This window comes from Acaryochloris sp. 'Moss Beach' (genome assembly GCF_021497025.1).
GTDB classification, from domain to species: Bacteria; Cyanobacteriota; Cyanobacteriia; order Thermosynechococcales; family Thermosynechococcaceae; genus Acaryochloris; species Acaryochloris marina_A.
Window position 1 is genome coordinate 3,138,280 of record NZ_CP071717.1, and the last position, 25,947, is coordinate 3,164,226.

At 48.3% G+C, this 25,947-nt stretch carries 20 protein-coding genes and 1 pseudogene; 11 read left to right on the forward strand and 10 right to left on the reverse strand.

Translation table 11 applies throughout. From position 1 onward, the window contains the following. Positions 1–314 precede the first annotated feature (314 nt). On the forward strand, positions 315–833 hold the full coding sequence (locus tag HRE53_RS14810; protein ID WP_235107004.1) for a hypothetical protein: 519 nt from the start codon (positions 315–317) through the stop codon (positions 831–833). Positions 834–837: 4 nt separating this feature from the next. Here HRE53_RS14810 and HRE53_RS14815 read toward each other — a convergent pair whose 3' ends face one another. Then, positions 838–1,479, reverse strand: a complete 642-nt coding sequence (locus tag HRE53_RS14815; protein WP_212664109.1) for a hypothetical protein — start codon at positions 1,477–1,479, stop codon at positions 838–840. 93 nt (positions 1,480–1,572) lie between these two features. Next, positions 1,573–2,037: an SRPBCC family protein gene (locus tag HRE53_RS14820; RefSeq protein WP_212664110.1), complete on the reverse strand. Its 465-nt coding sequence runs from the start codon at positions 2,035–2,037 to the stop codon at positions 1,573–1,575. 262 nt (positions 2,038–2,299) lie between these two features. Between HRE53_RS14820 and HRE53_RS14825 the strand changes: the two are divergent. The 3 genes and pseudogenes from HRE53_RS14825 (at position 2,300) to recA (ending at position 6,014) form a co-directional block, all read left to right on the forward strand. Beyond that, positions 2,300–3,596: pseudogene (locus HRE53_RS14825) on the forward strand (alkaline phosphatase PhoX). 347 nt (positions 3,597–3,943) lie between these two features. Next, complete coding sequence (locus tag HRE53_RS14830; RefSeq protein WP_235107005.1) at positions 3,944–4,828, forward strand: class I SAM-dependent methyltransferase; 885 nt, start codon at positions 3,944–3,946, stop codon at positions 4,826–4,828. Between the two features lie 121 nt (positions 4,829–4,949). Next, on the forward strand, positions 4,950–6,014 hold the full coding sequence (gene recA, locus HRE53_RS14835; RefSeq protein WP_212664113.1) for a recombinase RecA: 1,065 nt from the start codon (positions 4,950–4,952) through the stop codon (positions 6,012–6,014). 44 nt (positions 6,015–6,058) lie between these two features. On the opposite strand, the gene HRE53_RS14840 is transcribed toward recA, so the two are convergent. Beyond that, positions 6,059–7,612: an alkaline phosphatase gene (locus HRE53_RS14840; RefSeq protein ID WP_235107006.1), complete on the reverse strand. Its 1,554-nt coding sequence runs from the start codon at positions 7,610–7,612 to the stop codon at positions 6,059–6,061. Positions 7,613–7,711: 99 nt separating this feature from the next. Then, positions 7,712–7,954 carry a hypothetical protein gene (locus tag HRE53_RS14845; RefSeq protein WP_235107007.1) on the reverse strand — a complete coding sequence of 81 codons (243 nt, stop codon included), beginning with the start codon at positions 7,952–7,954 and terminating at the stop codon, positions 7,712–7,714. A 249-nt stretch (positions 7,955–8,203) separates the two neighbouring features. Here HRE53_RS14845 and HRE53_RS14850 point away from each other — a divergent pair, with 249 nt between their 5' ends. The 3 genes from HRE53_RS14850 (at position 8,204) to HRE53_RS14860 (ending at position 11,034) form a co-directional block, all read left to right on the forward strand. Then, positions 8,204–8,563, forward strand: coding sequence for a hypothetical protein (locus tag HRE53_RS14850; protein ID WP_212664116.1), 360 nt, complete (start codon positions 8,204–8,206; stop codon positions 8,561–8,563). 173 nt (positions 8,564–8,736) lie between these two features. Beyond that, entirely contained in the window at positions 8,737–9,729 is a 993-nt protein-coding gene (locus HRE53_RS14855) for a pentapeptide repeat-containing protein (protein ID WP_235107008.1), read from the forward strand. A 360-nt stretch (positions 9,730–10,089) separates the two neighbouring features. After that, a complete protein-coding gene (locus tag HRE53_RS14860) occupies positions 10,090–11,034 on the forward strand; it encodes an oxidoreductase (protein ID WP_315876606.1) in 945 nt (314 codons plus the stop codon). On the opposite strand, the gene HRE53_RS14865 is transcribed toward HRE53_RS14860, so the two are convergent. Further along, positions 11,013–12,080 (reverse strand): NAD-dependent epimerase/dehydratase family protein, encoded by a 1,068-nt coding sequence (locus HRE53_RS14865; protein WP_235107010.1) that lies wholly within the window; start codon positions 12,078–12,080, stop codon positions 11,013–11,015. The two genes, HRE53_RS14860 and HRE53_RS14865, sit on opposite strands and share 22 nt — an antisense overlap. A gap of 248 nt (positions 12,081–12,328) precedes the next feature. Here HRE53_RS14865 and HRE53_RS14870 point away from each other — a divergent pair, with 248 nt between their 5' ends. Further along, on the forward strand, positions 12,329–12,670 hold the full coding sequence (locus HRE53_RS14870) for a hypothetical protein (RefSeq protein ID WP_235107011.1): 342 nt from the start codon (positions 12,329–12,331) through the stop codon (positions 12,668–12,670). A 53-nt stretch (positions 12,671–12,723) separates the two neighbouring features. On the opposite strand, the gene HRE53_RS14875 is transcribed toward HRE53_RS14870, so the two are convergent. Continuing rightward, entirely contained in the window at positions 12,724–13,020 is a 297-nt protein-coding gene (locus HRE53_RS14875) for a hypothetical protein (protein WP_212664120.1), read from the reverse strand. A gap of 125 nt (positions 13,021–13,145) precedes the next feature. On the opposite strand from HRE53_RS14875, the gene HRE53_RS14880 reads away from it, so the two are divergent. Further along, positions 13,146–13,970 (forward strand): helix-turn-helix domain-containing protein, encoded by an 825-nt coding sequence (locus HRE53_RS14880; RefSeq protein WP_235107012.1) that lies wholly within the window; start codon positions 13,146–13,148, stop codon positions 13,968–13,970. Positions 13,971–14,119: 149 nt separating this feature from the next. Here HRE53_RS14880 and HRE53_RS14885 read toward each other — a convergent pair whose 3' ends face one another. The 4 genes from HRE53_RS14885 to HRE53_RS14900 form a co-directional block, all read right to left on the reverse strand. Beyond that, positions 14,120–14,533: a hypothetical protein gene (locus tag HRE53_RS14885; RefSeq protein WP_235107013.1), complete on the reverse strand. Its 414-nt coding sequence runs from the start codon at positions 14,531–14,533 to the stop codon at positions 14,120–14,122. Positions 14,534–14,749: 216 nt separating this feature from the next. Beyond that, positions 14,750–15,643, reverse strand: a complete 894-nt coding sequence (locus HRE53_RS14890; RefSeq protein ID WP_235107014.1) for a sulfotransferase — start codon at positions 15,641–15,643, stop codon at positions 14,750–14,752. 87 nt (positions 15,644–15,730) lie between these two features. Then, positions 15,731–17,263: a cytochrome P450 gene (locus HRE53_RS14895; RefSeq protein WP_235107015.1), complete on the reverse strand. Its 1,533-nt coding sequence runs from the start codon at positions 17,261–17,263 to the stop codon at positions 15,731–15,733. Positions 17,264–17,346: 83 nt separating this feature from the next. Beyond that, on the reverse strand, positions 17,347–19,353 hold the full coding sequence (locus tag HRE53_RS14900; RefSeq protein WP_235107016.1) for a lipoxygenase family protein: 2,007 nt from the start codon (positions 19,351–19,353) through the stop codon (positions 17,347–17,349). 682 nt (positions 19,354–20,035) lie between these two features. Here HRE53_RS14900 and HRE53_RS14905 point away from each other — a divergent pair. Both HRE53_RS14905 and HRE53_RS14910 read left to right on the forward strand, forming a co-directional pair. After that, the gene (locus HRE53_RS14905) at positions 20,036–25,549 is read left to right on the forward strand and encodes a trifunctional serine/threonine-protein kinase/ATP-binding protein/sensor histidine kinase (protein WP_235107017.1); all 5,514 of its coding nucleotides are present in this window, start codon (positions 20,036–20,038) and stop codon (positions 25,547–25,549) included. Next, positions 25,546–25,941, forward strand: a complete 396-nt coding sequence (locus tag HRE53_RS14910) for a response regulator (protein ID WP_212664127.1) — start codon at positions 25,546–25,548, stop codon at positions 25,939–25,941. Before HRE53_RS14905 ends, HRE53_RS14910 begins: the two co-directional genes overlap by 4 nt. The last annotated feature ends 6 nt before the right edge of the window (positions 25,942–25,947 follow it).

Here is a 25,947-nt window from a genome sequence, read left to right on the forward strand (position 1 = left end):
TGCCCGGTCATATTCAAGAACAGGTCAATCGCATCCACTCGATGTATCGAAATACAAGTTCATTATTTCTTGGATGCAAATATTAAAAAAAATAAGTATATATTGCAAGATATTTTCTTCAAAAAACAGAGGAAAAGCGTTATACAGCATCAATCTGCAAAGCTTTATATAGAGATCTCATCAATTGTTAAGAAACGCACCAAAAATGAGACTTACAAGAGGACAATGAGAGTAATAAAAGACTTTTAGTTAAATTCCTTTGTGTTTTAGCTCAGTTTTTAACTGATCCCCTGTGTGTTTTTCGATTAAGCCTCATGAATAAGTATTGGTTTAATATCTCTAGATCCTCATCTCAGAGGGGAAAACGGTATAAAAGGTTACCGATTTATCTACTGAGTGTCTTGGCTTTTGTCAAGGTTGGAGTTGTTACATCCCTCTGTGCCCAGGCTCAATCAACGTTCAAGGGCGTGAAGCAGAATTCCAATAATGCTGTCGCTGTTTCACTTCCTCAATCTCCCCTCAAAGATGGCGTTCACCTATTTGGACAAGCGCGGGAACCTGGAAAGTTTCAAACTGAGTACTTGATCTTTAAGACGAAGCGTAATCGGGTCATTGGAGCCTTTTTTATGCCGTCTTCTTCCTTTGATTGCTTTGCGGGTAATTTGCAGGGTGGGCAGTTGACCCTATCGATTTTAGAAAGTTATGAGCAGCAGACCTATGAGCATAGTGTCAACTTAAATCAGTACTATGCCATCCAGCAGATCAACAATAACGACATGCGCATTCTTGATGTTTGTGCGGTTCACTCCGGCCATACTGCCCAAGAACCATAAGGGACTAACGCAGCGCTAAAGTTGCATCTAAGGTTAAATCGAGATCTTGTTTGGCATCGATGACAACCACTTCCACTTTTTCGCGTCGACCGAGCAACCAGCCTCCTAAAGCACCGGCACCTGCTCCACCTAGAACTTCTAGAACGCCGACATCGCCAAAGATCTCAGACAAGACCCCCGCCGCTGCACCACCCACTAGTGCGCCCTGCCAAATGCGATCGTTATTGCCTTTACGAATTTCTTCTTTGCGAGTGATCACATCAGAAGTGGCATCGATATCCTGCCGATCGCGGTTAGTCAAGATTAAGGTATTGGCAATAAACTGAGTCCCCTCTCCACTGGGCTCCAGTTGACCCGCAATGCGACTGCCTCGGGGAATCAAGATCGTGCCTCTGGAGTTACGGACATTCTCGACCACCGTCAACGTCACAGGCAACGTTTCATCGGGCTTGAGAATGATTCGCTCAGCGCCTTGGTAGGCAGCAGGAATCACCGTGCCGGAGCTTAGGGCCACTCGGTTGGACCGGGGAAAGCTTTGGGCTTGGACTGGCAGAGCTTCCATCAGAGGTGCAACACCAGCACTACAAATCCCCAACGCCAATAGCGCTGCTAACCCGGCTTGAGAAGTTGGTCGATGAATAGTCATGGGATTGTCCTCGCATGAAATACGTTGCACTTTGTCCTTGCATACTTTGAAGACAAAGAGTTGACGAGGAATGTTCCTGACGGTTAAGGCGAATTACGATGACTCTGACTGGACATAATACTGCTCTGCTACCTGTTTAAGCCGCTGTAACTGACTCTGCATGTCTCGACGAGTCAGTTTCGCCGCAAAGGTCTGAAAACCGAAGGCAACAATCGGATTCTCCATCCGAAACTCAAACCGATTAATCAAACGAGTGCCCCCAATCTCGGGTTGGCATTGCCAGCGATCCCGTCCTTGGAAAAAACCGTCAAAAGCCCAAACCACAAGCCCCTCCTGCCGTTCAATCACACGACTCTGTAATGTAGGATTGAGCAGCGGGATGCGAATCATAAAGCGGGTCTGGCTATCTAGCTGTGAACTCCATTCCCCTACCGGTTCACACTTTAGAAGAGGGTTGAGCCAACGATGCATCAGCTCTTGGTCGGTAATCGTTTGATCGACGATGGCAATCGGGGCATCGATGTAGACAGATTGTTCAAATGTGGTTGTGTCTGCCATATTCAGTAGAAAAACGGTTGGCAATTGCTGAATCAAACACGATGTTAAAACAAGCAAACGTTGTGCGGCGCTGCATCGTGCAATAGCCTTGGCAATCTTACTTTAGGGTATGTAGGGGCGCTTGGGTACTGAATTCTCTTGGGTTCGATGAATCTGAGGTCTTCAGATCAAGAATGATTGCCGACACATTGGCTGTAGATTTGCCATAATCATCCAAACTATCGTTCAGCCGTGGAATAGCGATTCACCATAGGAGACAGTTTTGAATTTTTCACGACGCCATTTCCTCTCTATTGCGGGAGCAAGCTTAACGGGAACTCTCATCAGTGCTCCCCTATCGCGCCTATTTACCCGAGTAGCAAACGGTTTATCCATTCACACTGAAGGATATGGTCCGCTGATTCCCGACCCCAACAGACTCCTAGATTTACCTCGTGGCTTTCAATATCGAGCGTTTTCCCATACTGGAGAACGGATGAGCGATGGTTTTCCAGTGCCTGCGAAACATGATGGAATGGCAGCCTTTCCTGGCCCCAACAATACGACTATTCTGATTCGTAATCATGAATTAAGTCCGAACCAGACCCCATCTGTACAGGGGGGCAATGCTTATGATTCGCAATGTACTGGAGGGACAACCACCCTGGTGCTGAATGCCCAGCGTCAGTTAATCCGGCACTATGCCTCTCTGACCGGTACCTATCGCAACTGTGCCGGTGGACCCACCCCTTGGGGATCGTGGATTAGTTGCGAAGAGAATACGTCCACGCCAGAGAGCGACCCGGCGGTTAGCAAGCGGCATGGCTATAACTTCGAAGTGCCGATTCAAGCCACGGGACCAGTTGAACCCAAACCACTAGTGGCAATGGGGCGCTTTAATCATGAAGCGGTTGCCGTCGACCCTGATAGCAATATTGTCTACCAAACAGAAGATCGTGGAGATGGGCTGTTCTATCGTTTTCGTCCCCAGAAACCGCAAAATTTGCAGGCTGGGGGAGTGCTCGAAGCTTTGAAAATTAAAGGGCAACCTCAACTCAATACCCAACAGGATATTCCTGTTGGTCAACCGCTGCCTGTGGAATGGGTGCGAATTGAAAATCCTGATCCATTAACCGATACCGTGCGAGCGGAGGGATATGCCAAAGGTGCTGCTCTGTTTAGCCGTGGGGAAGGCATTTGTCTGGGTAAAGGCGAGGTGTTGTTCTGTTGTACGAGCGGGGGGTGTTGCTAGCCTCGGCCAAATCTGGCGGTATACCCCAGATGCCGACGGGGGTACCTTGACCTTATTTGTTGAGCCCAATAATCCAGGAGTCTTGGACTATCCTGATAACTTAACGATGGCTCCTTTTGGCGATCTGTTCCTGTGTGAGGATGGGCGAGGTGAACAATTTATTCGAGGTATCAATCAACAGGGACAACTCTATTCATTTGCCCGGAATGCCTTAAATGATAAAGAGCTAGCAGGCGCCTGTTTTTCAACTAATCCCTTGACGCTATTTGTGAATATCCAGACCCCTGGGATAACCTTTGCTATTTGGGGACCTTTTGCTCAGGCTTAGATTTAAAACTTTGGATGTGATCAAAACAATTTGGCTGAATAAATATAAACTGGTGAAGAAAAAAAGATCACATCGAGTGTCAAAATTCGGCAATATTGGGTCAAGATTATGCGAAAAGCATGTCTTTTGGATCTGAAAGTAGAACAGCTTTATATCTGTGGCCTAGCTGTCTTGATATCGATCACCATGGTTACCAGAGCCTTATGTTTTAAATAGTTATAAACAGCTGATGTTATCTCTAAGGTATGGATACCAATAAGTCTGTATAACTACTCACTTTATGCGCCTAAGTTTGAGATGACGAGATGCATTAACGCTTCTTGTTTTGCCCTAGTCCCATTGACTGCATGGATTCAGAAACCAATCTTTCTTCGCTACAACTGACCTGCCCTATTTGCGACCAAAGCAGTGTGCGCTTATTTCGCAAGAATAGCTATTGGATACGGGAATGCGATCGCTGTCATCACCAATTTGCAGAAGAACAACCCACTGCCAAAGGTGTTAGTCAAATATATGACGGCCAGTATTTTCAGGGGGATGGCCCCGGCTATATCGATTACTTAGCAGAAGCCGAATTATTGCAACAACTCGGCCAATATTACGCAGATAGATTGGCGTATTATGTGTTGCCTGGCACCGTTTTGGATGTGGGGGCTGCTGCTGGATTTATTCTCAAAGGGCTGATGGATTCGGGATGGCGGGGAGAAGGGCTAGAGCCGAATCCCCGCATTGCTGAATTTGGTCAGCAGCAGTTGGGATTAAAAATGACCGTGGGCACCCTCGAAAACTATCCCACATCCGATCGGTTTGAGCTGGTGATGATGGTGCAAGTGATCCAACATTTCTACAATTTGAAACTAGCACTGCATACCGCCAGTATGGTCACCAAGCCCGGAGGGTACTGGCTGATTGAAACGTGGGATCGCTCCAGTCTACTGGCTCGGATGCGAGGCCAAAATTGGCACGCCTATACGCCCCCGAGTCGTTCCCATTGGTTTTCGCCCCCCGAGTTAGAACGCCTCGTTGCCCAATATGGGTTTCGGGAAGTGGCGCGGGGCAGCCCTAGCAAGTGGATGAATGGTCAGTATCGGAAATCGGTATTGCGATACCAACTGATGGATAAGGCTTGGGGAAAGGCCGTTGCCCAAGGCTTGAATTTGATGCCTGACCAAATAAAAACCCCCTATATAGGCGGCGATATCTTTTGGGGTCTCTATCAAAAAGCCGTTTAGGGTGAGCTGCACCGCTACCGTTTCTGCGGGATTTTTAAAGTGACGACTGGGGTCAAACTGCACTTTGGTATGGTGCACAATAAAGTGATGCTTGCCCAATTTACTTTCATTTGAGGTGTTCATGGCCACTGATAATCCCACTAACTCTGAGAAAGACAAAGCCCTAGGCGTCGTGCTGAATCAAATCGAGCGCACCTTTGGTAAGGGATCGATCATGCGCCTGGGAGATGCCGCCCAGATGAAAGTGGAGACGATTTCTAGTGGTGCCTTAACCCTTGATTTAGCTTTAGGCGGCGGCCTGCCCAAAGGCCGAGTGATTGAGATTTATGGCCCTGAAAGTTCCGGTAAAACGACCTTGGCTTTGCATGCGATCGCAGAAGTGCAGCGATCCGGCGGTATTGCCGCGTTCGTCGATGCTGAGCATGCCCTTGATCCCACCTATGCCTCAGCTCTTGGGGTAGATACAGAGAACTTACTCGTCGCCCAACCTGATACTGGAGAATCTGCTTTAGAAATTGTCGATCAGCTGGTTCGCTCTACAGCAGTGGATATTGTCGTCATTGACTCTGTAGCGGCCCTAGTTCCCCGAGCTGAAATTGAGGGGGATATGGGCGATTCCCACATGGGACTGCAGGCCCGCCTGATGAGCCAGGCCCTACGAAAAATTACCGGCAACATTGGTCGTACTGGTTGTACAGTGGTATTTCTCAACCAGCTTCGCCAAAAAATTGGTGTCACCTATGGCAACCCTGAAGTCACCACGGGGGGTAATGCCCTTAAGTTCTATGCTTCCGTACGTCTAGATATTCGCCGCATCCAGACCTTGAAAAAAGGAACAGAAGAGTTTGGGATTCGAGCCAAGGTCAAAGTGGTTAAAAATAAGGTGGCTCCTCCTTTTCGGATTGGAGAGTTTGACATTATTTTTGGTCAAGGCATTTCTACCCTCGGTTGCCTATTAGATATGGCTGAAGAAACTGAGATCCTGATTCGCAAAGGGGCTTGGTATAGCTATAACGGCGAAAATATTGGCCAAGGTCGAGACAATACCGTTCGTTATATGCAAGATAATCCCGAGTTCACAGAATCTTTAACGCAGCAGGTGAGAGCCAAACTAGACACAGGGGCAGAAGTCTCAGCGAATACCGTTGCCTCCACCAAAAAAGGCAAAAAAGCGAAATCCGAGTAGGCCAGGTTCTATCCGTTCCCAGGCAACGCCTTGACTTTCTGACATTATCCGTCAATCTTCTGTGCGCCCGGCTGACCATTCTTGATTTGAAAGGACGCCAATGTGCGCACGGGTGCTCCTGGCTTTTCCACCTGATCCACCACTCGCAACTGTGCGGTCCACTGTTCGGGGGTTACCTCACACACTACATAGCCTCGATACCGGCTCTCAAAGAACTTAATGTGGGGGTTCACTTTTAAGGCCAAGGTAAATAAGTCAGGGTTGGGGCCACGGGAGCTGATCGACGTGCCCACAATCTCCGTTGCAACCACGGGGGATTGCGGATCTTGAAAATCTGATTTCAAGTCGGTGACCCAAAATGAGTGGATATCGCCACCAATGACCACAGGGTTTTTGGGTTGATATTGGGTGATGCCCTTGAAGATGCGATCGCGGGTAGCAGCATAGCCATCCCAGCCATCGGTCCAATGCCCAGCCAGTGGGCCTATCCCTTGGTTCAATTCAGCCATCAACATTTGCTGAGCAATGACTGTCCAACCCGTAGACGAATTTTTTAACCCATCCAACAGCCAGTCTTCTTGCTCAAACCCTAATAATGAGCGCTTTGGATCCAAGCGCTCGGCACAATTGAAAACGACCTGCCCCCCTCCTTTTCCGTTCTGATCACAGGCTTGATCATCACGATATTGGCGAGTGTCTAGGCAGTGGAATTCAGCTAAATCACCAAAGCGAAAGCGTCGATAGAGCTGTAAGTGATTGCTTTGGGGTTGGGCGGTGGGGCGTAAGGGTAGATGTTCATAATAAGCTTGATATGCTGCTTGCCGACGACGTCGAAAAACAGCTGGATCTGCAAAGTCCTGAGACTCGTTATTGGCATAATCATTTTCAACTTCATGATCATCCCAAATGCAGATAAAAGGGAATGCTGCATGGGCCGCTTGTAAGTGCGGATCACTTTTATATAGGGCATAGCGCCAACGATAGCTCTTGAGATCGACTGGATTGGGACCGACATGTTGGCGGGGACGACCAGATCGTGGCTTCCCTTCATAGATGTAGTCCCCCAAATGCAGCACTAAATCCAACTCCTCTTGGGCCAAGTGCTGATAGGCCGTGTAATGGCCATATTCATAGTGCTGACAAGAAACGTAGGCAAACTTGAGTTGTTTGGCCTGAGACTCTAGGGCTGGCATGGTACGGGTCCGACCAATGGGACTGATTTCATCTCCTGCTTGGAACTGATACCAATACCACTGACCTGGAGATAAATTCTCCACCACTACATGAACCGAATGCCCCCACTGTGGCACGGCTTGGACTGTTCCCTGTTGAATGACCTGCGTCATCTGGGCATCCGTCGCAATTTTCCATTGAACGGGAATTGCAACGGCAGGTATGGGTTGCCCAGATAACGGATTGGGGGCTAGCCGAGTCCATAACACGACACTATTCGACTCTGGGTCACCCGAAGCCACCCCTAAGCTAAAGGGATAAGCCGAAAACTTGGGCTGTGCTAGCAGAGGTAGCCGTTGGTCAGACCAGAGGACCCATCCCATGGCACCACCAGCAGTCAACAAAAATTGCCTACGGTTGAACATGCTTACGTCTCTAAAAGTGCAAAATTTGGCTATCAATACTTTGATGCAAATTTGAGGCTGAGGTTGCTTGGATTGAAGTTGTCACCTGTAATGCAATCACTATTCTGATGGAGATTCATCTTGATAGATCGGCAATTGATGTTGCATCAGGAAACCCTCCCCAAGGCTAGCCGCTTCGGATCCAGAGTTGTTTAACTTCAATAGGTTGAGGTGGCCAAAGGGTGGAGCTGAAACAAGGTGGTGAGAGACATGCAGCAGGCTGATGGTTCGGATTCTAGCTGTATTGAAGTCAGTACCAATTTCTGGTTCAGAGAGAATCATGACATTACGGCGTATACCCATTGCAATTCAGTTAGATAGCGTCTGTCCTGCACGAAAAATTGGGCGATGTCTGCGTTCCTGTACATCGTGAAAGATAGCCTTGATCGTGATTTCCAGAATTCATAACTAAACGTTATGACAACCTAAACACGAATTAATATTCCGAATCGAACGTTCTCAATTATGATCAAAGGAGTTACTGTTCTTAATCAAATCTTTAGATCACCCCTTTAAGAAACATTTTTATACCGTTGTCTAGGGAGTCAACTCATGGCTACATCCGAGAAAAAACCTGCAGAAGGTGCAATTGAACTCTATCAAACCCCTCCTCTACCCCAAAATCGTCCGATTGCGGCAAGAACATTAGAAGTGGTAGATACCTCGAGCTTGCCTGGCAACCGTCCCATCACTGCGGTTCATCTAGAAGTGGTCGATACTGACACCTTGCCTAACCATCGTCCCATTATCCGTTCTGGGTTAGATATTGTGGATGAAGAAAGTCTTGTCGGTCATCGCCCTATTGTCAATATGGGCTTACCCTTGGTTCCCTCCCCTAATCTCCCCAATAATCGTCCCGTCGCAACTGAACCCATCTACGATCCAGCTGATTTGATGGGCTATATCGACTAATCGTTCATTAACCTTAATAATGAGTGCAATCGTCTAGGGCAGGGGAGTATTCCTTGTCCTGTTCTGTCCTATACCCTTTTCAAAAAAGACCTGGCAAAATAAAGTAAGGTGACTTCCGCTTAAACTTTGTCTAAATCAAAGTATTGCCTAAGCCCATCTTTCTGTAATTGAGTATGCCAAACCTCAATGAATGCTATCGCACCTTAGAGTTGAGGACTGGCGCGTCTTTAGAAGAGGTCAGTCAAGCCTATAAAGATTTAGTTTTTATCTGGCATCCTGATCGAATTCCTCAAAGCCGCGAGCGTTTGCAGCAAAAAGCCATCGCTAAGCTTCAAGACCTCAACGAAGCTCGTGACTATCTGCAATCCTATCTACAGCGACGTCAAAATTTGCGTTCAGCCCGTCGTCCTGCCCAGAAAGCGGCTGCAGCAGGCCAGGCTCGAGCAGCGAGTTCACCTGCGGCTGCAGCAGGCCAGGCCCGAGCAGCGAGTTCGCCTGCCCCTGCAAAAACGACAAGACGCACGGCGCCACCCCGCACATCCCAACCGTCTCAAGAACGCCAATCTCCAGCGGCCAAAAAGTTTCGGCAGCGAACCAAAGCAACTCAACCCCCCGCAAGTTCTGTTCCTAAAGCTCCAAAGGCTGCTCCGGCACAGCCTAAGCCTTCTCAACCCCCTGCTGCGACTTCTTCTCCTCCCGATTCTGCTGCTAAACGAGCTGCCAAACGATGGCGAACAGGTCGAGGTACAGCTCCTGCCAAAACAGCTCCTGCAGCAACCAAGTCTTCCTCTCGCCCCCTCACTCCAGACCATAGTGGCGTTGATTGGCAGGGTGCTGATTTACAAGAGCGGGATTTTTCGGGACGGAATTTGAGTCAGGCCAATTTAGCGAATACCAATCTCAAGGATGCTTTTCTCCATAAGGTGAATTTGTCAGGTGCTAATTTGACGAATGCTAACTTGACCCGAGCGAATCTGCTGCAGGCCAATCTCACCCAGGCAAACTTGCGAGCTGCGAATCTAACGGGGGCGGATTTGAGTGGTGCTGATCTGCGAGGCGCAGATTTTACAGGGGCCAGTATGGGTATTGGCAAAAAGGTGATGGTAAAGCTAACGGGTGCTCGTCTATCTGGAGCGATTATGCCCAACGGTACAATCCATACCTAGACTGGTTTGGTGGTGAAGATTTAGAAGGTGAGACACTTTAGAGCAAGGCTGCTATTCTCAATTCTGTTGACCACTGTTGTTTTAACACCACGATCCAAAGCAAATTAGTCACAATAAGTGAAGTGCCCTTAAGGGACATGCTGGATGGGGCTGTTCCCTGGTAGTTGTGGAAAACGGTCATTCAACTATCGGAATAGAGCATAGAGTTGAGGGAATCGCTGATATTCTCAGTGCCCGTTCGCTGACATCATTCAGCATGGTTGAGTATGAAAGGATGATTGGTCTTCATCTACGCATTCTATCTGCTTGGCCCAGCATGGAGTTCAACACTACAATCCACACATTTTAGGTATCAATACAATGGCGTTTGATTTGGAAAATATCCCTTCTCAGCAAGGCAAAGTTGCCATTGTGACTGGGGCCAACACGGGCTTGGGCTATGAAACGGTGAGTTATCTAGCTCGAAAGAAGTGCAAGGTGATTATGGCTTGCCGTAACGCTGATAAAGCTGCTCAAGCTAAAGCTGAAATCGAGGCTAAAGTGCCGGTCGCGGATTTAGAGATTCTCCTGATCGATTTATCTGATTTATCGTCTGTGAGAGCCTTTGCCCAAGCCTTTCGACAGCAATACGACAGACTCGACCTTCTCATTAACAATGCTGGCATTATGTGGCCACCCTATTCCCTGACGGTGGATGGGTTTGAGAGCCAGATGGGGACTAACTACTTGGGCCATTTTCTCCTGACCGCATTGCTGTTGGATCTGATGCCGAATACGTCAGACTCTCGTGTGGTGTCCCTGAGTAGTAATGCTCATCGGCTGGGATCCGGAGAAATCAATTTTGGCGATCTGCAATCGGAACAGAACTATTCCAAAACAGGGGCCTATTCCCAGAGCAAGTTGGCCTGTTTGATGTTTGGGAATGAATTACAACGGCTGTTAGAGCAAGCAGGCAAAAAAATCTTGTCTGTCACTGCTCATCCTGGCGTCTCCAACACGGACTTAGCCAGACATATGCCCCAGTATCAGATTGCACTGGTTCAATATACGATTGGTCCGCTGCTCTGTCATGCTCCAGATAAGGCTGCCATGCCGACGGTGATGGCTGCTCTGGCCCCAGATGCCCAAGGAGGAGAATATTTTGGTCCTCAAGGGTTTTTGGAAATGAAAGGGAAACCTGGACGAGCAACCCAGTCTGACTATGCTCAAAATCAAGCTGCTGCAGAAAAGCTCTGGCAGGTCTCCGAACAGTTAACGGAATGTAGGTTTGCAATTGCTAGAGATCAAGAGGTGACTACGCCATAGTCAATCAATTGCTGAAACATATCTGAGAGAGAAGTAGCAAGGGAACGATAGGTGAGGCCTAACTCGCGAATGCTCTTGCTGTTGTCTACGCCAAAGGGGACGCCGACATTTCTAGCAATGATTTTCCGCGTCATACTGCTATCCAACAAAGGCCCCACCAGCCAAATGAGTGCTTTGGGCAGAATACTTTTGGGAAATGGATAGGTATCGCCAAAGTGGGCGCGTAGGATGTCGGCCAGCTGAGGGAAATTTGTGTTGTACCCAGAGGTGATATGGCGACCTTGGGCAGAGGAGGTAAATCCTGCCGCCATATGAGCTTCTGCCACATCCCGCACGTCCACAGCCCCAATCTGATAGTCTGGTACCCCCATTTTCATGGTGCCATCCCCCAGCTGTTTGATCAGGGCGAAAGACTCGGATGTGGCAAAGGGGTTTATCCCCGGTCCCAAGACGAGGGACGGATTGATGGTGACTAAGTCCCAGCGGTCTTGAGCCTGGGCAATGTCCCATGCTTCTTTCTCAGCTAAAGTTTTGGAATAACAATAGGGCTGGTGGGTGAGGGTAGAGGTAGTATTCCAGTCTGCTTCGGTAAATAGTTCGCCCTCGACTTGCTCTAGGTCAGCGCTGTCTCCATAAATAGCTGCACAACTGCTGGTTACCACAACCCGCTGCACCGATTCAGTTTGGTTGGCTTGTTCTAGAACATTGCGGGTGCCGAGTTGGGCCGGTTCAATCAGATCTGTTTGTGGATCATCGACGGCAATGGTGAAGGGAGAGGCGGTATGAAACACCACTGTACATCCCTCCATGGCCTCGGCATAGGAACCGGGGGCCAATAAGTCTGACTGGAAATATTGGAGTTGGCCTGACGCGTTCTCCGCTAAAGCATTGAGATATTTAAGCTTTTCGGTATTGCTAGGATCACGAACGGCGGCGTGAACGGTAAAGCCTTCTTCGAGTAAACGCTTGACGAGCCATCCGGCGACGTAACCTGTGGCTCCAGTGACGAGCACGGGGGCTGAGGTATCGTAGGTGGGGTTGGACATGCTACTTCCCTATTGCTGCAGGATTAGGCGGAACACCGTTATCCCGTAGAGTAGCGCATTCATTGAGCGGCTGCTGTAGCAAGTTTCTAAGGGTGTATAGGGTTTAAATCGCAACCCCATACAGGGATTTCAACCTAAACCTGGCAGGATGGGTTTGATAATATGGATTTCACCTGTGAGAAGACTGACCGCGTTGAAAATCTAGAATCGATCTAACCGCAGCACTTCGAACAAAATGCACTTTTACCATGGCTGAGATCTACATCCTGACATCTGATGGTGTGCCGTTGGCGCAGTTTGAGAATGAAGAATCAGATATGTGGTATCTCATGGGGAAAATTTCACCCATCCAATCGAGTCTGGTGACTCTAAATGAGATTTTTCAGGCGACCCAGGATCTGGATTTCAAAGCTGTGATGTGTGATTGGTCTCAAGGGTATCGGTGTGAGTTGAAGGCTGAAGCCAACATAATTCCATGTGTACTGATGGAATGCAATCCACAACAAGCCATTCTCAGAATGCTCACTGCCCAAGAAACGATAGCCTGGTCACAACAAAATCTTCAGCCATTGCCTATTGCTGGGATTTGAATTCCTCCCAGAAGCACCTCGATTCCAGCATTTTGGGTTGCCAATATTCATCGTTACTCTTGAGGGGATGTTGTTTTCGCGGTTATCAAATACAGTAAGGGGCCGAACGAGCCCGTGAACACCGTGACTAATACCCAAGGCCAAGGATTCCGATTACTTTTCCTCGCCTCTGGAATGAGCCAGCTCAATACCAGGACCAGAGCGATCCCTAAATCAGTGAAGACTTGCCAACCGGCTGGGCTATAGCGGTGATAATCTAAAATGCCGAGATAGCCCACCTGGGTCATGGCATACCCTGACAGAAGAGTAAAAGGCATCAGAATGATGAGTGCTATTTGCTTGTTGACCATAACAAACTCCTTGCATGTGATTTGCATCCATCCTCACCTCTCTTTTGAATGGCAGCAATAACCTCACAGGTCATTGAATTCATGATGGGTCTTGGTTGAGAATAGAGGGCAGAGTGGAGAAATGTATGGCCTCTCCCAGCACGCTAAACTTTCAACATATTTGCCGCCATTGGCGTAAGTTCAGAAAGCTATCGCAACTGGATTTAGCTTTGGCGGCTAATGTGTCGCAGCGCCATGTCAGTTGGCTAGAGACTGGGCGTAGTCATCCCAGCCGAGAAATGATTGGGCGTCTCTCTGATGCCATGAATATTCCCTTACGGGAAAGGAATATCTTGTTACAAGCTGCTGGCTATGCCGCAGACTATCGTGAAACGCAATTGGATGCGCCCATAATGGCCCCAGTGCTTGATGCGCTGAATCATATATTGCAACACCATGCCCCGTTGCCTGCCTTCATTGTGGATCGCTACTGGAATGTGAAAAAGGCCAATCAGGCAGCAGAACTATTGCTCAATATAGGGGGAAACCCCCAAGCGCTTCAGGAAACAATGGGGACGGATGGGGGACTTAATTTAGCCTTGCTGACCGTTCATCCCGAGGGGCTCAGGCAATATATTACCAATTGGGCGCAGATCTTACCGTCTATCATCCGTCGTCTTAGGAGTGAATCTCTGGCATCGGGCAATCGAGCCATTCAGGATCAATTCGCCCAATATATCGAATTAGCTGCCCCAGAAGGTTATAGCGAGCCAGATAGTGCCAGTTTGCTGCCTGTTTTGCCCTTAGAACTGAATATTAAGGGTTTAGAACTGAGTCTATTCTCAATTATTGCCACCTTTGGTACGCCCCAGGACATCACGACGGATGAACTCCGGATTGAAACCTTCTATCCCACTGACACTAAAACCGAACAATTCTTTCGGAACTATAATTTTGAGAATTCCGTTTAAGGTAAAATGCCCTACTCCTAGCCCCAAAACGCATTGCCCAATGCTCAGCCAAGTGTTTAATGCAACTATCGAGTCTAGATGAGTTCCCTCAGCAGGGCTATCATTGCACTCCCTGCGATGTGAGTGCCGACCTTAACATTGCAGCGTTTCTATTCCCCAACGATAGTGAGCTTTGCCCACTGTTGATGATCATTGTTTGTAAATAGCTGTAGAGCATCCCCAGCAAAATCTGGATGGGGGGTGCCCAGTTCGTAGATGGAATTTTTGGTGGTTACATACACCCGTCCTGCTTTAGTTAGACACCCCTTAATGGGCGAAGATTTCAGCTTTTTTCCAGCAGGATACTTGGAATGGTTAAATATTTGCCCCTGAATAACCACTTGATCGCCGATGTTAACGCAAAGCCAAGATTCGATAATCGGTAAGCTGAGAGTTGCGGTATTGGATGTAGTTAAAGTGGGCTGAGAATTCTCTAAATAATAGTCTGTGATGTCATCAGCAATCATGATCAAGCTCGGTAGGAGTGATGCTCGGGGATGAGTGTTGTGATCAAACGACAACACAACATTTATGGGGCTAGCTATATCTAGTCTAAGCAGAATGTCTCTCAGAAAGTACAGTAAGAATGCGGAAATCTACGCTAGCTAATATGTTTTGTTGGAGTAGACTGGCTCGTTAAATATTCGGATCTTTTGCAACAGCCTTGTGGTAAATTTTCTGCCGCTAGAGGTGTTGCTTAACTTGAGCTAGCTATGTTTGCCTGGATGAGTGCTTTGATATCAATTTTTTGTATCGTACAGGGTCTTCCATTCTGGAAAGGTCATGCCCAGTAAATTGCTAAGCTCTTCAGTTTGCTTGAGTAGGATGGGCCGGAGGAATTGAGTTGCTTCCTGTAGGTCTTCGGCATCCTTATCTCGATCCACTTCTCGAATCGCTAATTTGAGTCCAGAAGAGCGAATCTTTTTTGGGAGTAAAGAGGCTAGCTGGTTAAAAGGCCAGGTATATCTCAAGCGAAATAACGCGCTCTTTTGGTAGAACTGCTTTGGGGTTGCATGAAATTTTTCCGTAAGATTAGCAGGGGCAAAAGATGCATCGACACCCAGCCAGTCAAACGTTTTGATCATACACGCTTCAGCATCATTACAGAGTTGTTCAAAGGTTAAAAATAAAAATTGATCGGGCGAAAAATACTGGAAGTAATGTTTGAGCTGTTGGGGATAATTACTAACATCTTGATAAAGAGGATTTTTCTGCACTGCTGTTAGCAAACTTTGGTTTTCGTTCCCTTGACGAGTCTCATGCCAATAGTGACTCACCGTGCGTTCAATGGGGTCCCTCATAATATAAATGAAACGGGCTTCAGGGTTGAACTGGGCTAGTCGTTCAGCAACATCCGTAACATGGGGTTCTTTGGCATAAAGCGTACTGGATTCACCCAAAATGGTTGCATCACCGGCATCCTGAAAGAGGCTGAGATATTTCTCTTCATTTTCCCAAAGGCCGAGCTTTTTGATATTGGGCCAGTTCAACTGTTGGGGATGCACAAAGTAGCAAGGCTCTTTGGGCTCACACATGAAGATAGACGGGTGATTATTGAGATATTGGTGCAAGGATGAGGTGCCAGATTTCATCGCCCCAATAATAAATAGATTCGGTTTTCTTAAATTGCTCATAGTATTAATGTGGAGGCCGTCTCAGCTTCACTTCTTTCTAGCGTAGCAGTGGGCTCTAGTCAATCTGCACTGTGAGCAATGGGGGTTTTATGATCGCAAGACAAATCTCGCTTTTAACTGTCTGGGCACAGAGACCCCAAAGTAAAATTCTTGATCATGGGGCTGATCGCCAAATTGGATCTCTACTTTTGCCAGCAGGGTGGCTATCGTTAAGCGCATAAAGAACTTAGCAAAATCTTGACCAATGCAAGCCCGATCGCCTCGACCAAATGGGAAAAAGTAATCGCTGCCATAGTCATTTTCTGCCAAAGTTTTTGCATCCCAGCGTTCTGGCTTAAAAGATTCTGAATCTTGCCAATGGGGAGAGAGACGCTGGAGAAACCAGTTGTTGATGAAGATTTGGGTTTTGGCGGGGATGTCGTGGCCTGCAAGACTGATGGTGCGAACCGTATTGCGCGTAAAAAAGGGCACGGGGGGCCATAACCGTAGAGACTCTCGCAATACTTGCTCCACTGGGACACAGTTTTCCAGTCGTTCCAAGGTGAGGGGTTCACGGAATAACCCTGCCAGATCTTGGTGAAGAGCAGATAAGGCTTGAGGATGCTGAAACAGCAAATGAAGCGTAGACGTAATACCACTGGGAGCCGACACCGCTCCGCCTGGGTAGACTCCAGCACAGAAGTTCCGCATTTGTTCAGGGGTAAAGGCAGACCCCCCTCGTTGCAGAACCCAGTCCAGTAGCGATCCACCGGCAGGATTAGCTTGAGTGGTTTCCATCACTTCGCCAAAGCGTTGAAACCATTGGCGACTCGCTTCTTTGTAATGTTTACCTTTGGGTTCTTCCGGAATCATCCAGCTGGCGATGGACGATCGGTTCATGCGATCGGTCCCCGTTGCACAGAGGGTATTGAACTGTTCGAACACCTGATCGGGGAACACTTGGCCGACTGTAGCCAGGGAAAAACCATCGAAGACTAGCTTTTGAATGGCATCATAAGCCGGGAGCATGTCGGTCTCTGACTGCTGGACCAGTTCCTCCGCCCGACCTTCGATAAAGGCTTGCAAGGGCTGGACTTGAGTCTCCATCCACTCGTGGAAGTAAGTCATATTGAAGGGATTATTTTGAACCAGGTGCTGCCATTTCGGTCCAGCATTTTTGGCAACAAAAGGATGACTCTCTGTCAGAATCGGGCGGAGGGCTTTGCGGGGGATATCTTTATAAAAATCAGCTTGGGTGGCCCGATGTCCATGGGAAGGGTGGCCGGTTTGCTGCTGGGCGGTGAGCAAGACTTGCTGGATTAAATCAGGGTCGTTGAGAACCAAGGATGGCCGAGCCAAAATCCAGAATAAGGATAAGCCACCATAGTGCTGTCCCTGTTCCCCGAGCACCTGCCAAATGGGTTTCCCTTGCTGCAGGGCCCAGATATTACCGATGGGAAAAAGCGGTTGAGGACCTGGAATTCTGCCGAACGCTTGGGTTTGTTTGCGAAAGATCAGCTGAAAAAGCATCTGTGAAGAGGACTGTACTTTTGACTCCACCCACTGTCGTGGTTTGGCCTCCATCTGTTTGAGGGTATTGTGTAGTCCTGTGGTGAGTGATCCGGCTGATCGTCCTGTCATAGCTGTATGTCCTCTGATGCTGAAGTGTGGTGAGTGATACCCTGCCAATGCCCATGGCATGGGCAAATGAGTTCTAATAAACGTTAGATATTGATGCTCTGGGGAATGTTAGAGGGCTGTAGGTAGCGGTAGGGGTAGGGACGATGACGGTTTCGTTCTGCGATCGCATCTTCGATATCCGATAAGTTGGCTTGAAAACGATGCAGAGGGGCTTGCACCCGCTCATCAGAAAACCAGGATTTTTCGTACTGGCCGAGTTGTGTATGGTAAATCTGCCCCAGCAAATACGTTAACTCCATCTGATTCAAGGCTTGATGTAAGGGGGGCAGCTGGTCTAGCCGATCCTGGGAAGATAGGGCTGTAGCAGTGGGAGCTGGCCGATAGCCTGCTAACGGCATCCCTGGGGTATAGACCATGATGTCGCCCTGGGGAAAATTCACGGCGGCATGTTGAGCACTGGCCGTAAAAATGATGAGCGTGATCGCTTGAATCAAATAGGCCTGGGTCCGCAATTGTCCCTCCTCGCCAAAGTCTGGAACTCGACCGCCATCTTCAGCCTGTAGCTCCTTGGCCCAAGCCTGGAGGGCCGCATCCTTTTGTACTGAGTCATCGGTGGGGTAGTACAAGTTCACATAATCAGTGACCCAAGTTTCGATCGCCTGCCAAATCAATAATGCATCGTCCCGATAGGGATTAATAGGTAACGCCTCAGCATTATCCAGACCCTGTTGCTGCAATTGTTGGGGCAGCATGGCCTGATTAAAGGAATAGCTTTGTAATCCCGTTACCGCTAAGACCCTGGCACAGTCAATGGTGGCGGCTAAGACCGTATCCACTCCACCTTCTGGAGCCATCAACATACTTTGAGCCCCGTTGTTGATACTTAAGGTGCCTTCAAAGTGAGGCCGCAAGAGAATACTCACGGGATGAGTCGGGAGTAGCTGGCGATGGGTGGCAATCACAAACGGGCTAATAAACAGATGGGTTCGACCCAAATGGGTTACAGCCTCGTGGTAGTTGCTATCTGCAATTTGCACGCAGGTCTTTGCCATTTCCCAGGCATGTTGTTGTTTGGTAGCCTCACCCGTAGGTGGCGTCAGAATCGGTGTTTCAGGCCCCGGAGATTGACGGCATTGAATGGCAACGGGCTGGAGATTGCGGGAGGGCGCATCATCAGGAGGGACTGCAAACAGAGCGATGGGGGCTGAGATATATTTTTGCTGGTCTGGGTAGTTACCATTAATCGCCCCGGCCAAGATAGCGTAATCGGCGATGTATAAACGCCCTTCGGTAACGGCAGTTTGGAGGGAATCGTCCTCTCCCATCACTGCCTGATAGTGCCCATTTGTGACGGGGAAATTAGAGCGAACAGTGTCTCTAGACAAATGGCGCACTTGTTGTAGCAAAACAGGATTAGGACCTGCTACTCGCAGATAAGCAAAGAACTCATCTTCCTGAAAGTATTGGGCACATTCCGGCAAAGGGATAGTTACAAATTGCTGATTAAAGTCTTCTATAGAGGTGGGGCGATCTTGAGCGCATTCATGGGCAAGATGTTCTTTTAAGTTCAAGTGCAGAATCCGTAATAGATCATGCTCTAAATTGGAGGCAAGGCTGTGCAGAAAGCTTTCTGAATCAGCAAAAGATAACCGTAGGCCGTTCAAAAAAGTGGTTGGCACCGTTGTCAGCAGATGCCAGATTAGACGCCACCGCACCTCTGGCCGTTGAGTCAAGATATCCACCAAGGTTTTTCGAATCAGGCGTGAAGCATGTTGCTCCGCTTCATGCTCATGGTGATGATTGTGGGCTCCCACAATTGCATTAGTAAGGATCTTGAACATGGCGCGGATCAACTTTGACCACCAATCTCCGGATGGGAGCTCTTCTTTGGGTAAGCGATCCACCATTGCCACGGGTGCAAGGTGACTGTAGTTGTATTGATATTTGCGCCGAGCTGCTTTTAGCGCGGTAGGGATAGGCTCAGGCTGTGTCGGACGAGCTAGAGCCAAACTTTGTGGATGTTCTTCTTGTTGAATTTCAACAGGTGCGAGTTGGGTAGGCAGGCCAGTGAGAGAGTACTGATGCGTCATTGTTGATCCGGTTTATGGGTGTTCTGACGTAAATGGCAACTGCCTGTGATCAAGGGTGTAGAGAGAGTCCGTAGCAGCTACCGATTCAGTCCTAGTGTTCCCAAGACGGATTTGGACTTTACTTTTTAAATAGCCTTGAGTTTGGGTAAGCTGGTACTATCTGGATTGAAAACTATTGAGTATGTAAATGAAAGATTCTGTAGTTAAAACTAGCGTTGATTTAAGTACGGTAAATCGAGGCAGATAATCATTAAGACTGATTAGCTGAAGGTGAGGCTAATCAGAGCTTCTGACATGTTGTTAACCTTGGTGTTAGGACGTTTTTATTGTTTAATGCTGATATTGATTCGTCAACCTAGAGGGATGCAAATGAGTAAGCAATAAAAAGCAAAATATCTAGTTTATGGTTATTTATAAGGTTTTTCAGGGTTATGTCGAATCTATTTAAAATAATTCTTGGGCAGGCTCATACGAATATTGCAGTCACAATTATGCCCAATTGATTTGGAATAAATTAGGAGTAATCCTTGTTTGAGTAATAGTCTTGAGACCATAACAAATAAATTACTTAGATCTTGCAAGTTTTATGTAAGTTTGGGGAACATCTAGATTGAGGTAATTGCTAGTATTTTTCTTTTTGGAAAAGTTAGTGCTCCTATTTTCTGGCTTGGAGAAATAATTGATGTTGGGGACAATCGCGGACTGTCGTCTGGTTGAGCATCTATATGAGAGTGAGAATTCCATTGTTTATCGGGGTCAACGACAGGCTGAGCCGTATCAGGTCATTCTGAAAGTTCTGAAAGAGGATTACCCAACTGCCTCGGAACTGACTCGGTATCGCCAAGAATATGAGATTACCCGCAGCCTAGAACTTGAAGGGGTGATCAAAGTGCTGGGGTTAGAACCCTATCAACGAACCCTAGCCATTATTTTGGAAGATGTGGAAGGAGTGTCCCTCAAGACTTATTACCAGGGAAAGGCCGTTCCGCTGGTTGAGTTTTTACCCCTAGCCATCAGTATTACCGAGGTATTAGGCCGGATCCACAGCCAAAATGTCATCCATAAGGATCTGAATCCTAGCAACATCATTTTTAATCCAGATACCCATCAATTACGGATCATCGATTTTGGCATTTCTACTCAGCTGAGCCGAGAAACAACGATTCTCAAAAACCCTCGCATCCTCGAAGGAACGCTGCCCTATATCGCTCCTGAACAAACGGGGCGCATGAATCGTTCCTTGGATTATCGGACAGACTTCTATGCCTTGGGGGTGATGTTTTATGAGCTGCTAACAGGACAGTTACCCTTTATCGCCAAGGATCCGCTGAAATTAGTCCATTGCCACCTCGCCCAACAGCCCATCCCTCCCAGTCAAGTCAATTTCGATATTCCTGGGGTGATGTCTGACTTGGTGATGATCTTAATGGCGAAAACCGCCGAGGAACGATATCAGAGTGCCTTTGGAATTCAAGCTGATTTGGCTGCCTGTTGGCAACAACTTAAGCAAACTGGGGAAATTCGCGCCTTTCCGCTCCGTACTCAGGATCATTCAGATAAGTTTCATATTCCCCAAAAGCTCTATGGGCGGTCCCAAGAAATTGCAGCCTTATTAACAGCATTTGAGCGGGTCAATCACCCTCAAGATCCGACCAAGAGTAGTGAAATGATGCTGGTGGCAGGTTACTCCGGAATTGGTAAATCGGCTTTAGTTGCAGAAGTCCATAAGCCGATTACCGAAAAGCAAGGGTACTTTATCTCTGGGAAGTATGACCAATTTCAGCGAGATGTGCCCTACTCGGCTGTCATCAGTGCGTTTCAAGATTTAGTCAAGCAACTTTTGACTGAAAGTGAAACCCAGCTAGACCAATGGCGACAAAGATTACTGGCGGCCTTGGGACCTAATGGTCAGGTTATCATTGACGTCATCCCTGAAATTGAGCTGATTACGGGGCCTCAGCCTCCGGTGCCTGAACTAGGGCCTGCAGAAGCCTTGAATCGGTTCAATCTGGCATTTCAAAATTTTATTCGGGTGTTTTGCACCCCAGCTCACCCCTTGGTGGTGTTTTTAGATGATTTGCAATGGGCGGATTCCGCCAGCTTGAAGTTGATCAAGCTGATGATGATGGATCGGCAAATGCGATCGCTGCTGTTAATCGGCGCTTACCGTGACAACGAAGTCGATGCCACCCATCCGTTGATGACCTTGGTGAAGCAGCTTTGGCAAGAAAAAGTCAACATCCATACGATTACTCTCCAGCCCCTCTCTCAACTGCATCTGTGTCAGCTGATTGCGGATACGGTTCACCATAATTTAGAGACTACCCTGTCCTTGGCAGAGCTGGTCCTGAATAAAACCGAAGGGAATCCTTTTTTTGTCAATGAATTTCTGAAAAATCTTTATACGGAAGCGCTGTTGCAGTTTAATTCTCGTGCTCAACAGTGGGAATGGGATATCGCCCAAATTCAGTCTCAAGATCTCACGGATAACGTGATCGAACTACTGATTAGTAAGCTGAAAAAATTACCCTCTGCTACCCAAGATGCCCTGCGGCTGGCTGCTTGTGTGGGAGCTGAATTTGATCTGCATACCCTCAGCTTGATTCGTCAGCAATCCCACACGGAGGTGTTTGCAGATTTGAAAGTCGCGATTCAGCTCGGGTTGATCTTTCCCCAGTCTGAGCTGAATGATGCATTAGTGATTACAGATTTTCGCTTTGGTCATGACCGGATTCAACAAGCCGCTTATGCCCTAATCGATCCTGACAGGCGCTCTACAGTGCACTTGAGCATTGGCCGGTTGCTGTGGCATAACGTGGAACCGGATCAACTGGCAGAGCGTATTTTTGAGGTGGTGGATCATCTCAATCAGGCGCTCCCCCTGATTACGGATCTAGAAGAACAAGATCAGGTCGCCCAACTCAACCTCAAAGCCGGCCAGAAAGCGAAATCAGCTACGGCTTATAGTGCTGCTGTGCGGTATCTACAAACAGGATTGAGTTTGGTGGGGGAGACGGGATGGCAAAAAGCCTATCCCCTAACTCTTTGGCTTCACCAAGAAGCAGTTGAAGCTGCTTATCTCCACCAAGATTATCCCCAGCAAGAACAGCTGACAACCGTGGTGCAGCAGCAGGCCAGAACCGTGTTGGATATGGTGAAAGTCTACCGGGTCAAGATTTTGGCTCGCTCTGCTCAGAATCGTCATCTAGAAGCAACAGATATTGGCTTTGAGATTTTGGAGCGCCTGGGAATCACGTTTGTAGACCCCACCCCCGAGAATTTACAGCAGGAATTGGATCAAACCAAGCAGCTCTGTGCGGATCGCTCGATTCAAGATTTGATCCGGTTGTCTCCTATGGCGGCTGAGGATAAACTCGCCGCGATGCAGATCCTCTCGGATATTTTGTCCTCTGGGTATCAAGCTTCTTTTGAACGCTTTATTCTCAGTAATCTGAAGCAAATTCACTTATCCCTTACCTATGGCAATACGGCTCCCTCCGCGTTTGCTTACGATTGTTATGGCATTACCCTCTGTGGGGTGGTGGGAGATATTGAAGCAGGCTACCAGTTTGGACGGTTAGCCCTAGCGGTGGTCGATCAGTTTCAGGCGAAAAAGACCAAGAGTCGGGTGGTCTTTGTGTTCAATGCGTTTGTGCGCCACTGGACTGACCCCCTGAATTTGACGATTCCTGATTTGCATGAAGGGTATCAGATTGGGTTAGAAACCGGGGATTTAGAATATGCCAGCTATTCCCTTTGTTGGGAGGCGATGCATTCTTTGCTGACGGGGGAGAAACTGCCAGATTTAGCATTGCGCATGCTGGAGTTTCAGCAAGCCATTGCTGGGTTTCAACAGGCGGCTTGCCTGCTCTATTTGCAAATTTTTCAACAGGTGACGTCCCACTTAACGGAGCCCAACTTGGATCCGACCTGCTTATCCGGGACTTACCTGCAAGAACGACAGGTCATTGTGGACAGTGCGGATAATAAGTTAGCTCTGGCCTTCTTTTATACCCTCAAAGCTCAGGTGGCTTACCTGTTGGGACAGCCGGCGACGGCCTTAGAGAGTACCCAAAAAGCGGTTGATTATGTGGATGGCATGACGGCTGCGGCGACGGTGGCGAGCCTCAATTTTTACGATTCTCTTGCTCGCCTGGCCCTTTACGAGGCTCTGCCTCCTGTTGAGCAAGAGCAGATGCTAGCAAGGGTGGCGACCAATCAAGACCAGCTGCAGAAATGGGCTGTCCATGCCCCGGCCAACCACCAGCATAAATATTGTCTGGTAGAAGCGGAGCGTTTTCGGGTATTGAGACAACTTCAACAGGCGGGGGAGGCCTATGATCGGGCGATTGCCCTGGCCCAGTCTCATCATTATCCGAATGAAGCAGCCTTAGCTAATGAGCTGGCGGCGAAGTGTTTTCTGCAGCAAGAACGGGATAATTTTGCCCGGGTGTATCTGAATGAAGCCTATTACGGGTACTACTGTTGGGGGGCAACGGCTAAATTACGACAACTGGAAGCGTCCTATCCTTATCTGCTGGCCCAGCAAGTGATCCATTCCCAACAGGGCACCATCCCGACTACCCCCTTGGTGGCAGCAGCAGCGACGAGTACTATTCGCACTGGTCAAGCGCTGGATCTCTCCACGGTCTTGCAGGCATCACAAGCGATTGCGGGGGAAATTGTCCTCGATAAGCTGTTGATGACCCTGATCAAAATTCTGGTCCGCAATGCGGGTGCCCAAGTGGGTCATTTAATCCTGAATGTGGAAGGTCGGCTAGTGATTGAGGCATCTTTTAACTCCCAGTCTGGCCAGAGCCAGGTGTTGCAGTCTCAATCGTTTGCTGGACAGCTTCCCGACAGTATCGTCAACTACGTGCTCCGTACTCAGGAGAGTGTTGTTCTTCAGCAGGCTACCCAAGACAGTAACTTTGGTCTGGACGCTTATATCACGACCCATCAGCCGAAATCGATTCTCTGTGCTCCGCTGATGAATCAAGGACAATTGAGCGGGATTCTCTATTTAGAAAACAACCTGACGACGGGGGCCTTTACGGCAGACCGTTTAGAGATTTTGCAGCTGCTGTCGGGACAGGCTGCGATCGCAATCGACAATGCGCGCCTTTATACCAACCTGGAAGAGAAAGTCGATGAACGGACCCAGGAACTCTCCCAAGCCCTAGAAGACCTGCAGTTGGCCCAAGACGGCCTGATTCAGTCAGAAAAAATGGCGGCCTTGGGCCAACTGATCGCTGGCGTCGCCCATGAAATTAATACCCCCTTGGGTGCGATTCGATCTTCGATTGAATATATTGCTAATTTCCTCGATCAGCATCTGACGACCCTGCCACAATTCTTTCGGGAGCTAACCCCCCAGCAGGCAGAGCAGTTTAAATCGTTACTCCTGCGTGCCTTAACCCCTTCACCGACTTTGTCGGGGCGCGAACGACGCCATACCCGTAAGGCTTTGGCCAAGCAACTATCTGAACAAGGAATTGCCTCAGCGGAGTCCCTGGCCAGTTTATTGCTGGATCTAGGGATTTGTGATGGCATCCATGACCTCCTTCCCCTTCTATCTGAACCCGAGAGCGAACCCTTATTAAAGATGGTGCGCCAGTTTACGCGGGTGCGAGAAAGTACGCGGGATATTTCTACCGCGAGCGATCGTTCTGCCAAAATTGTGTTTGCCCTGAAAACCTATGCTCGCTACGACCATAGCGGTGAAAAGATTGAAGCCAATATCACGGACGGCATCGAGGCCGTATTAACCCTGTATCACAACCAAATCAAACATGGGGTGACGGTTCATCGCTCCTTCGCCGAACTCCCCCCTATCGCCTGCTATTTTGATGAACTTAATCAGGTGTGGACCAACCTGCTACACAATGCTCTGCAGGCCATGGACCATCAAGGCACCCTTGACATTGATGTCAGCCAACAGGCGGATCAAGTCTGCGTCAAGATTACCGACAACGGTCCTGGCGTTCCCCCTGAGCTGCAAGGCAAAATTTTTGAGCCCTTTTTCACCACCAAACCCCCCGGTGAAGGCAGTGGTTTAGGTCTTGACATTGTCCACAAAATAATTGACAAGCATCAGGGTACCCTAAGCTTGGACTCCGTTCCTGGCCGTACAACCTTTAGTGTGACCTTGCCCATATCTGTCATTCCAACCCCTCAACCGACTCCTGCCCTATGACAAAACTGGCCATTCTTTGTGTTGATGACGAAGTCATTATTCTCAATAGCCTCCTGCGACAGCTGCAAACTGCGTTTGACGATAACTACATCTATGAAACTGCCGAAAATGCTAGCGAAGCCTTGGAGCTGATTGAAGAATTGCAGGAAGAAAATACAGATCTGTTAGTGATCGTGTCTGATTGGTTAATGCCTGGGGCTAAAGGAGATGAATTTCTGATTCAAGTCCATCAGAAGTTCCCCGGGGTGGTCAAGATTTTGCTGACCGGTCAAGCCGATGAAGCGGCGGTAGAAAGAGCACAATCCCAGGCCAATCTGTTTAACTGTTTACGTAAACCTTGGAGTGAGAGTGATCTCATTCAATGTATTCAATCAGCCTTAGGGACGGTGTAAAGACTA

Coding starts and splice junctions, on each gene's coding strand:
- HRE53_RS14910 (WP_212664127.1), top strand. CDS start 25,546: ATGACAAAACTGGCCATTCTTTGTGTTGATGACGAAGTCATTATTCTC.
- recA (WP_212664113.1), top strand. CDS start 4,950: ATGGCCACTGATAATCCCACTAACTCTGAGAAAGACAAAGCCCTAGGC.
- HRE53_RS14860 (WP_315876606.1), top strand. CDS start 10,090: ATGGCGTTTGATTTGGAAAATATCCCTTCTCAGCAAGGCAAAGTTGCC.
- HRE53_RS14850 (WP_212664116.1), top strand. CDS start 8,204: ATGGCTACATCCGAGAAAAAACCTGCAGAAGGTGCAATTGAACTCTAT.
- HRE53_RS14865 (WP_235107010.1), bottom strand. CDS start 12,080: ATGTCCAACCCCACCTACGATACCTCAGCCCCCGTGCTCGTCACTGGA.
- HRE53_RS14855 (WP_235107008.1), top strand. CDS start 8,737: ATGCCAAACCTCAATGAATGCTATCGCACCTTAGAGTTGAGGACTGGC.
- HRE53_RS14840 (WP_235107006.1), bottom strand. CDS start 7,612: ATGTTCAACCGTAGGCAATTTTTGTTGACTGCTGGTGGTGCCATGGGA.
- HRE53_RS14810 (WP_235107004.1), top strand. CDS start 315: ATGAATAAGTATTGGTTTAATATCTCTAGATCCTCATCTCAGAGGGGA.
- HRE53_RS14875 (WP_212664120.1), bottom strand. CDS start 13,020: ATGGTCAACAAGCAAATAGCACTCATCATTCTGATGCCTTTTACTCTT.
- HRE53_RS14905 (WP_235107017.1), top strand. CDS start 20,036: ATGTTGGGGACAATCGCGGACTGTCGTCTGGTTGAGCATCTATATGAG.
- HRE53_RS14820 (WP_212664110.1), bottom strand. CDS start 2,037: ATGGCAGACACAACCACATTTGAACAATCTGTCTACATCGATGCCCCG.
- HRE53_RS14890 (WP_235107014.1), bottom strand. CDS start 15,643: ATGAGCAATTTAAGAAAACCGAATCTATTTATTATTGGGGCGATGAAA.
- HRE53_RS14880 (WP_235107012.1), top strand. CDS start 13,146: ATGGCCTCTCCCAGCACGCTAAACTTTCAACATATTTGCCGCCATTGG.
- HRE53_RS14815 (WP_212664109.1), bottom strand. CDS start 1,479: ATGACTATTCATCGACCAACTTCTCAAGCCGGGTTAGCAGCGCTATTG.
- HRE53_RS14900 (WP_235107016.1), bottom strand. CDS start 19,353: ATGACGCATCAGTACTCTCTCACTGGCCTGCCTACCCAACTCGCACCT.
- HRE53_RS14870 (WP_235107011.1), top strand. CDS start 12,329: ATGGCTGAGATCTACATCCTGACATCTGATGGTGTGCCGTTGGCGCAG.
- HRE53_RS14845 (WP_235107007.1), bottom strand. CDS start 7,954: ATGGGTATACGCCGTAATGTCATGATTCTCTCTGAACCAGAAATTGGT.
- HRE53_RS14830 (WP_235107005.1), top strand. CDS start 3,944: ATGGATTCAGAAACCAATCTTTCTTCGCTACAACTGACCTGCCCTATT.
- HRE53_RS14895 (WP_235107015.1), bottom strand. CDS start 17,263: ATGACAGGACGATCAGCCGGATCACTCACCACAGGACTACACAATACC.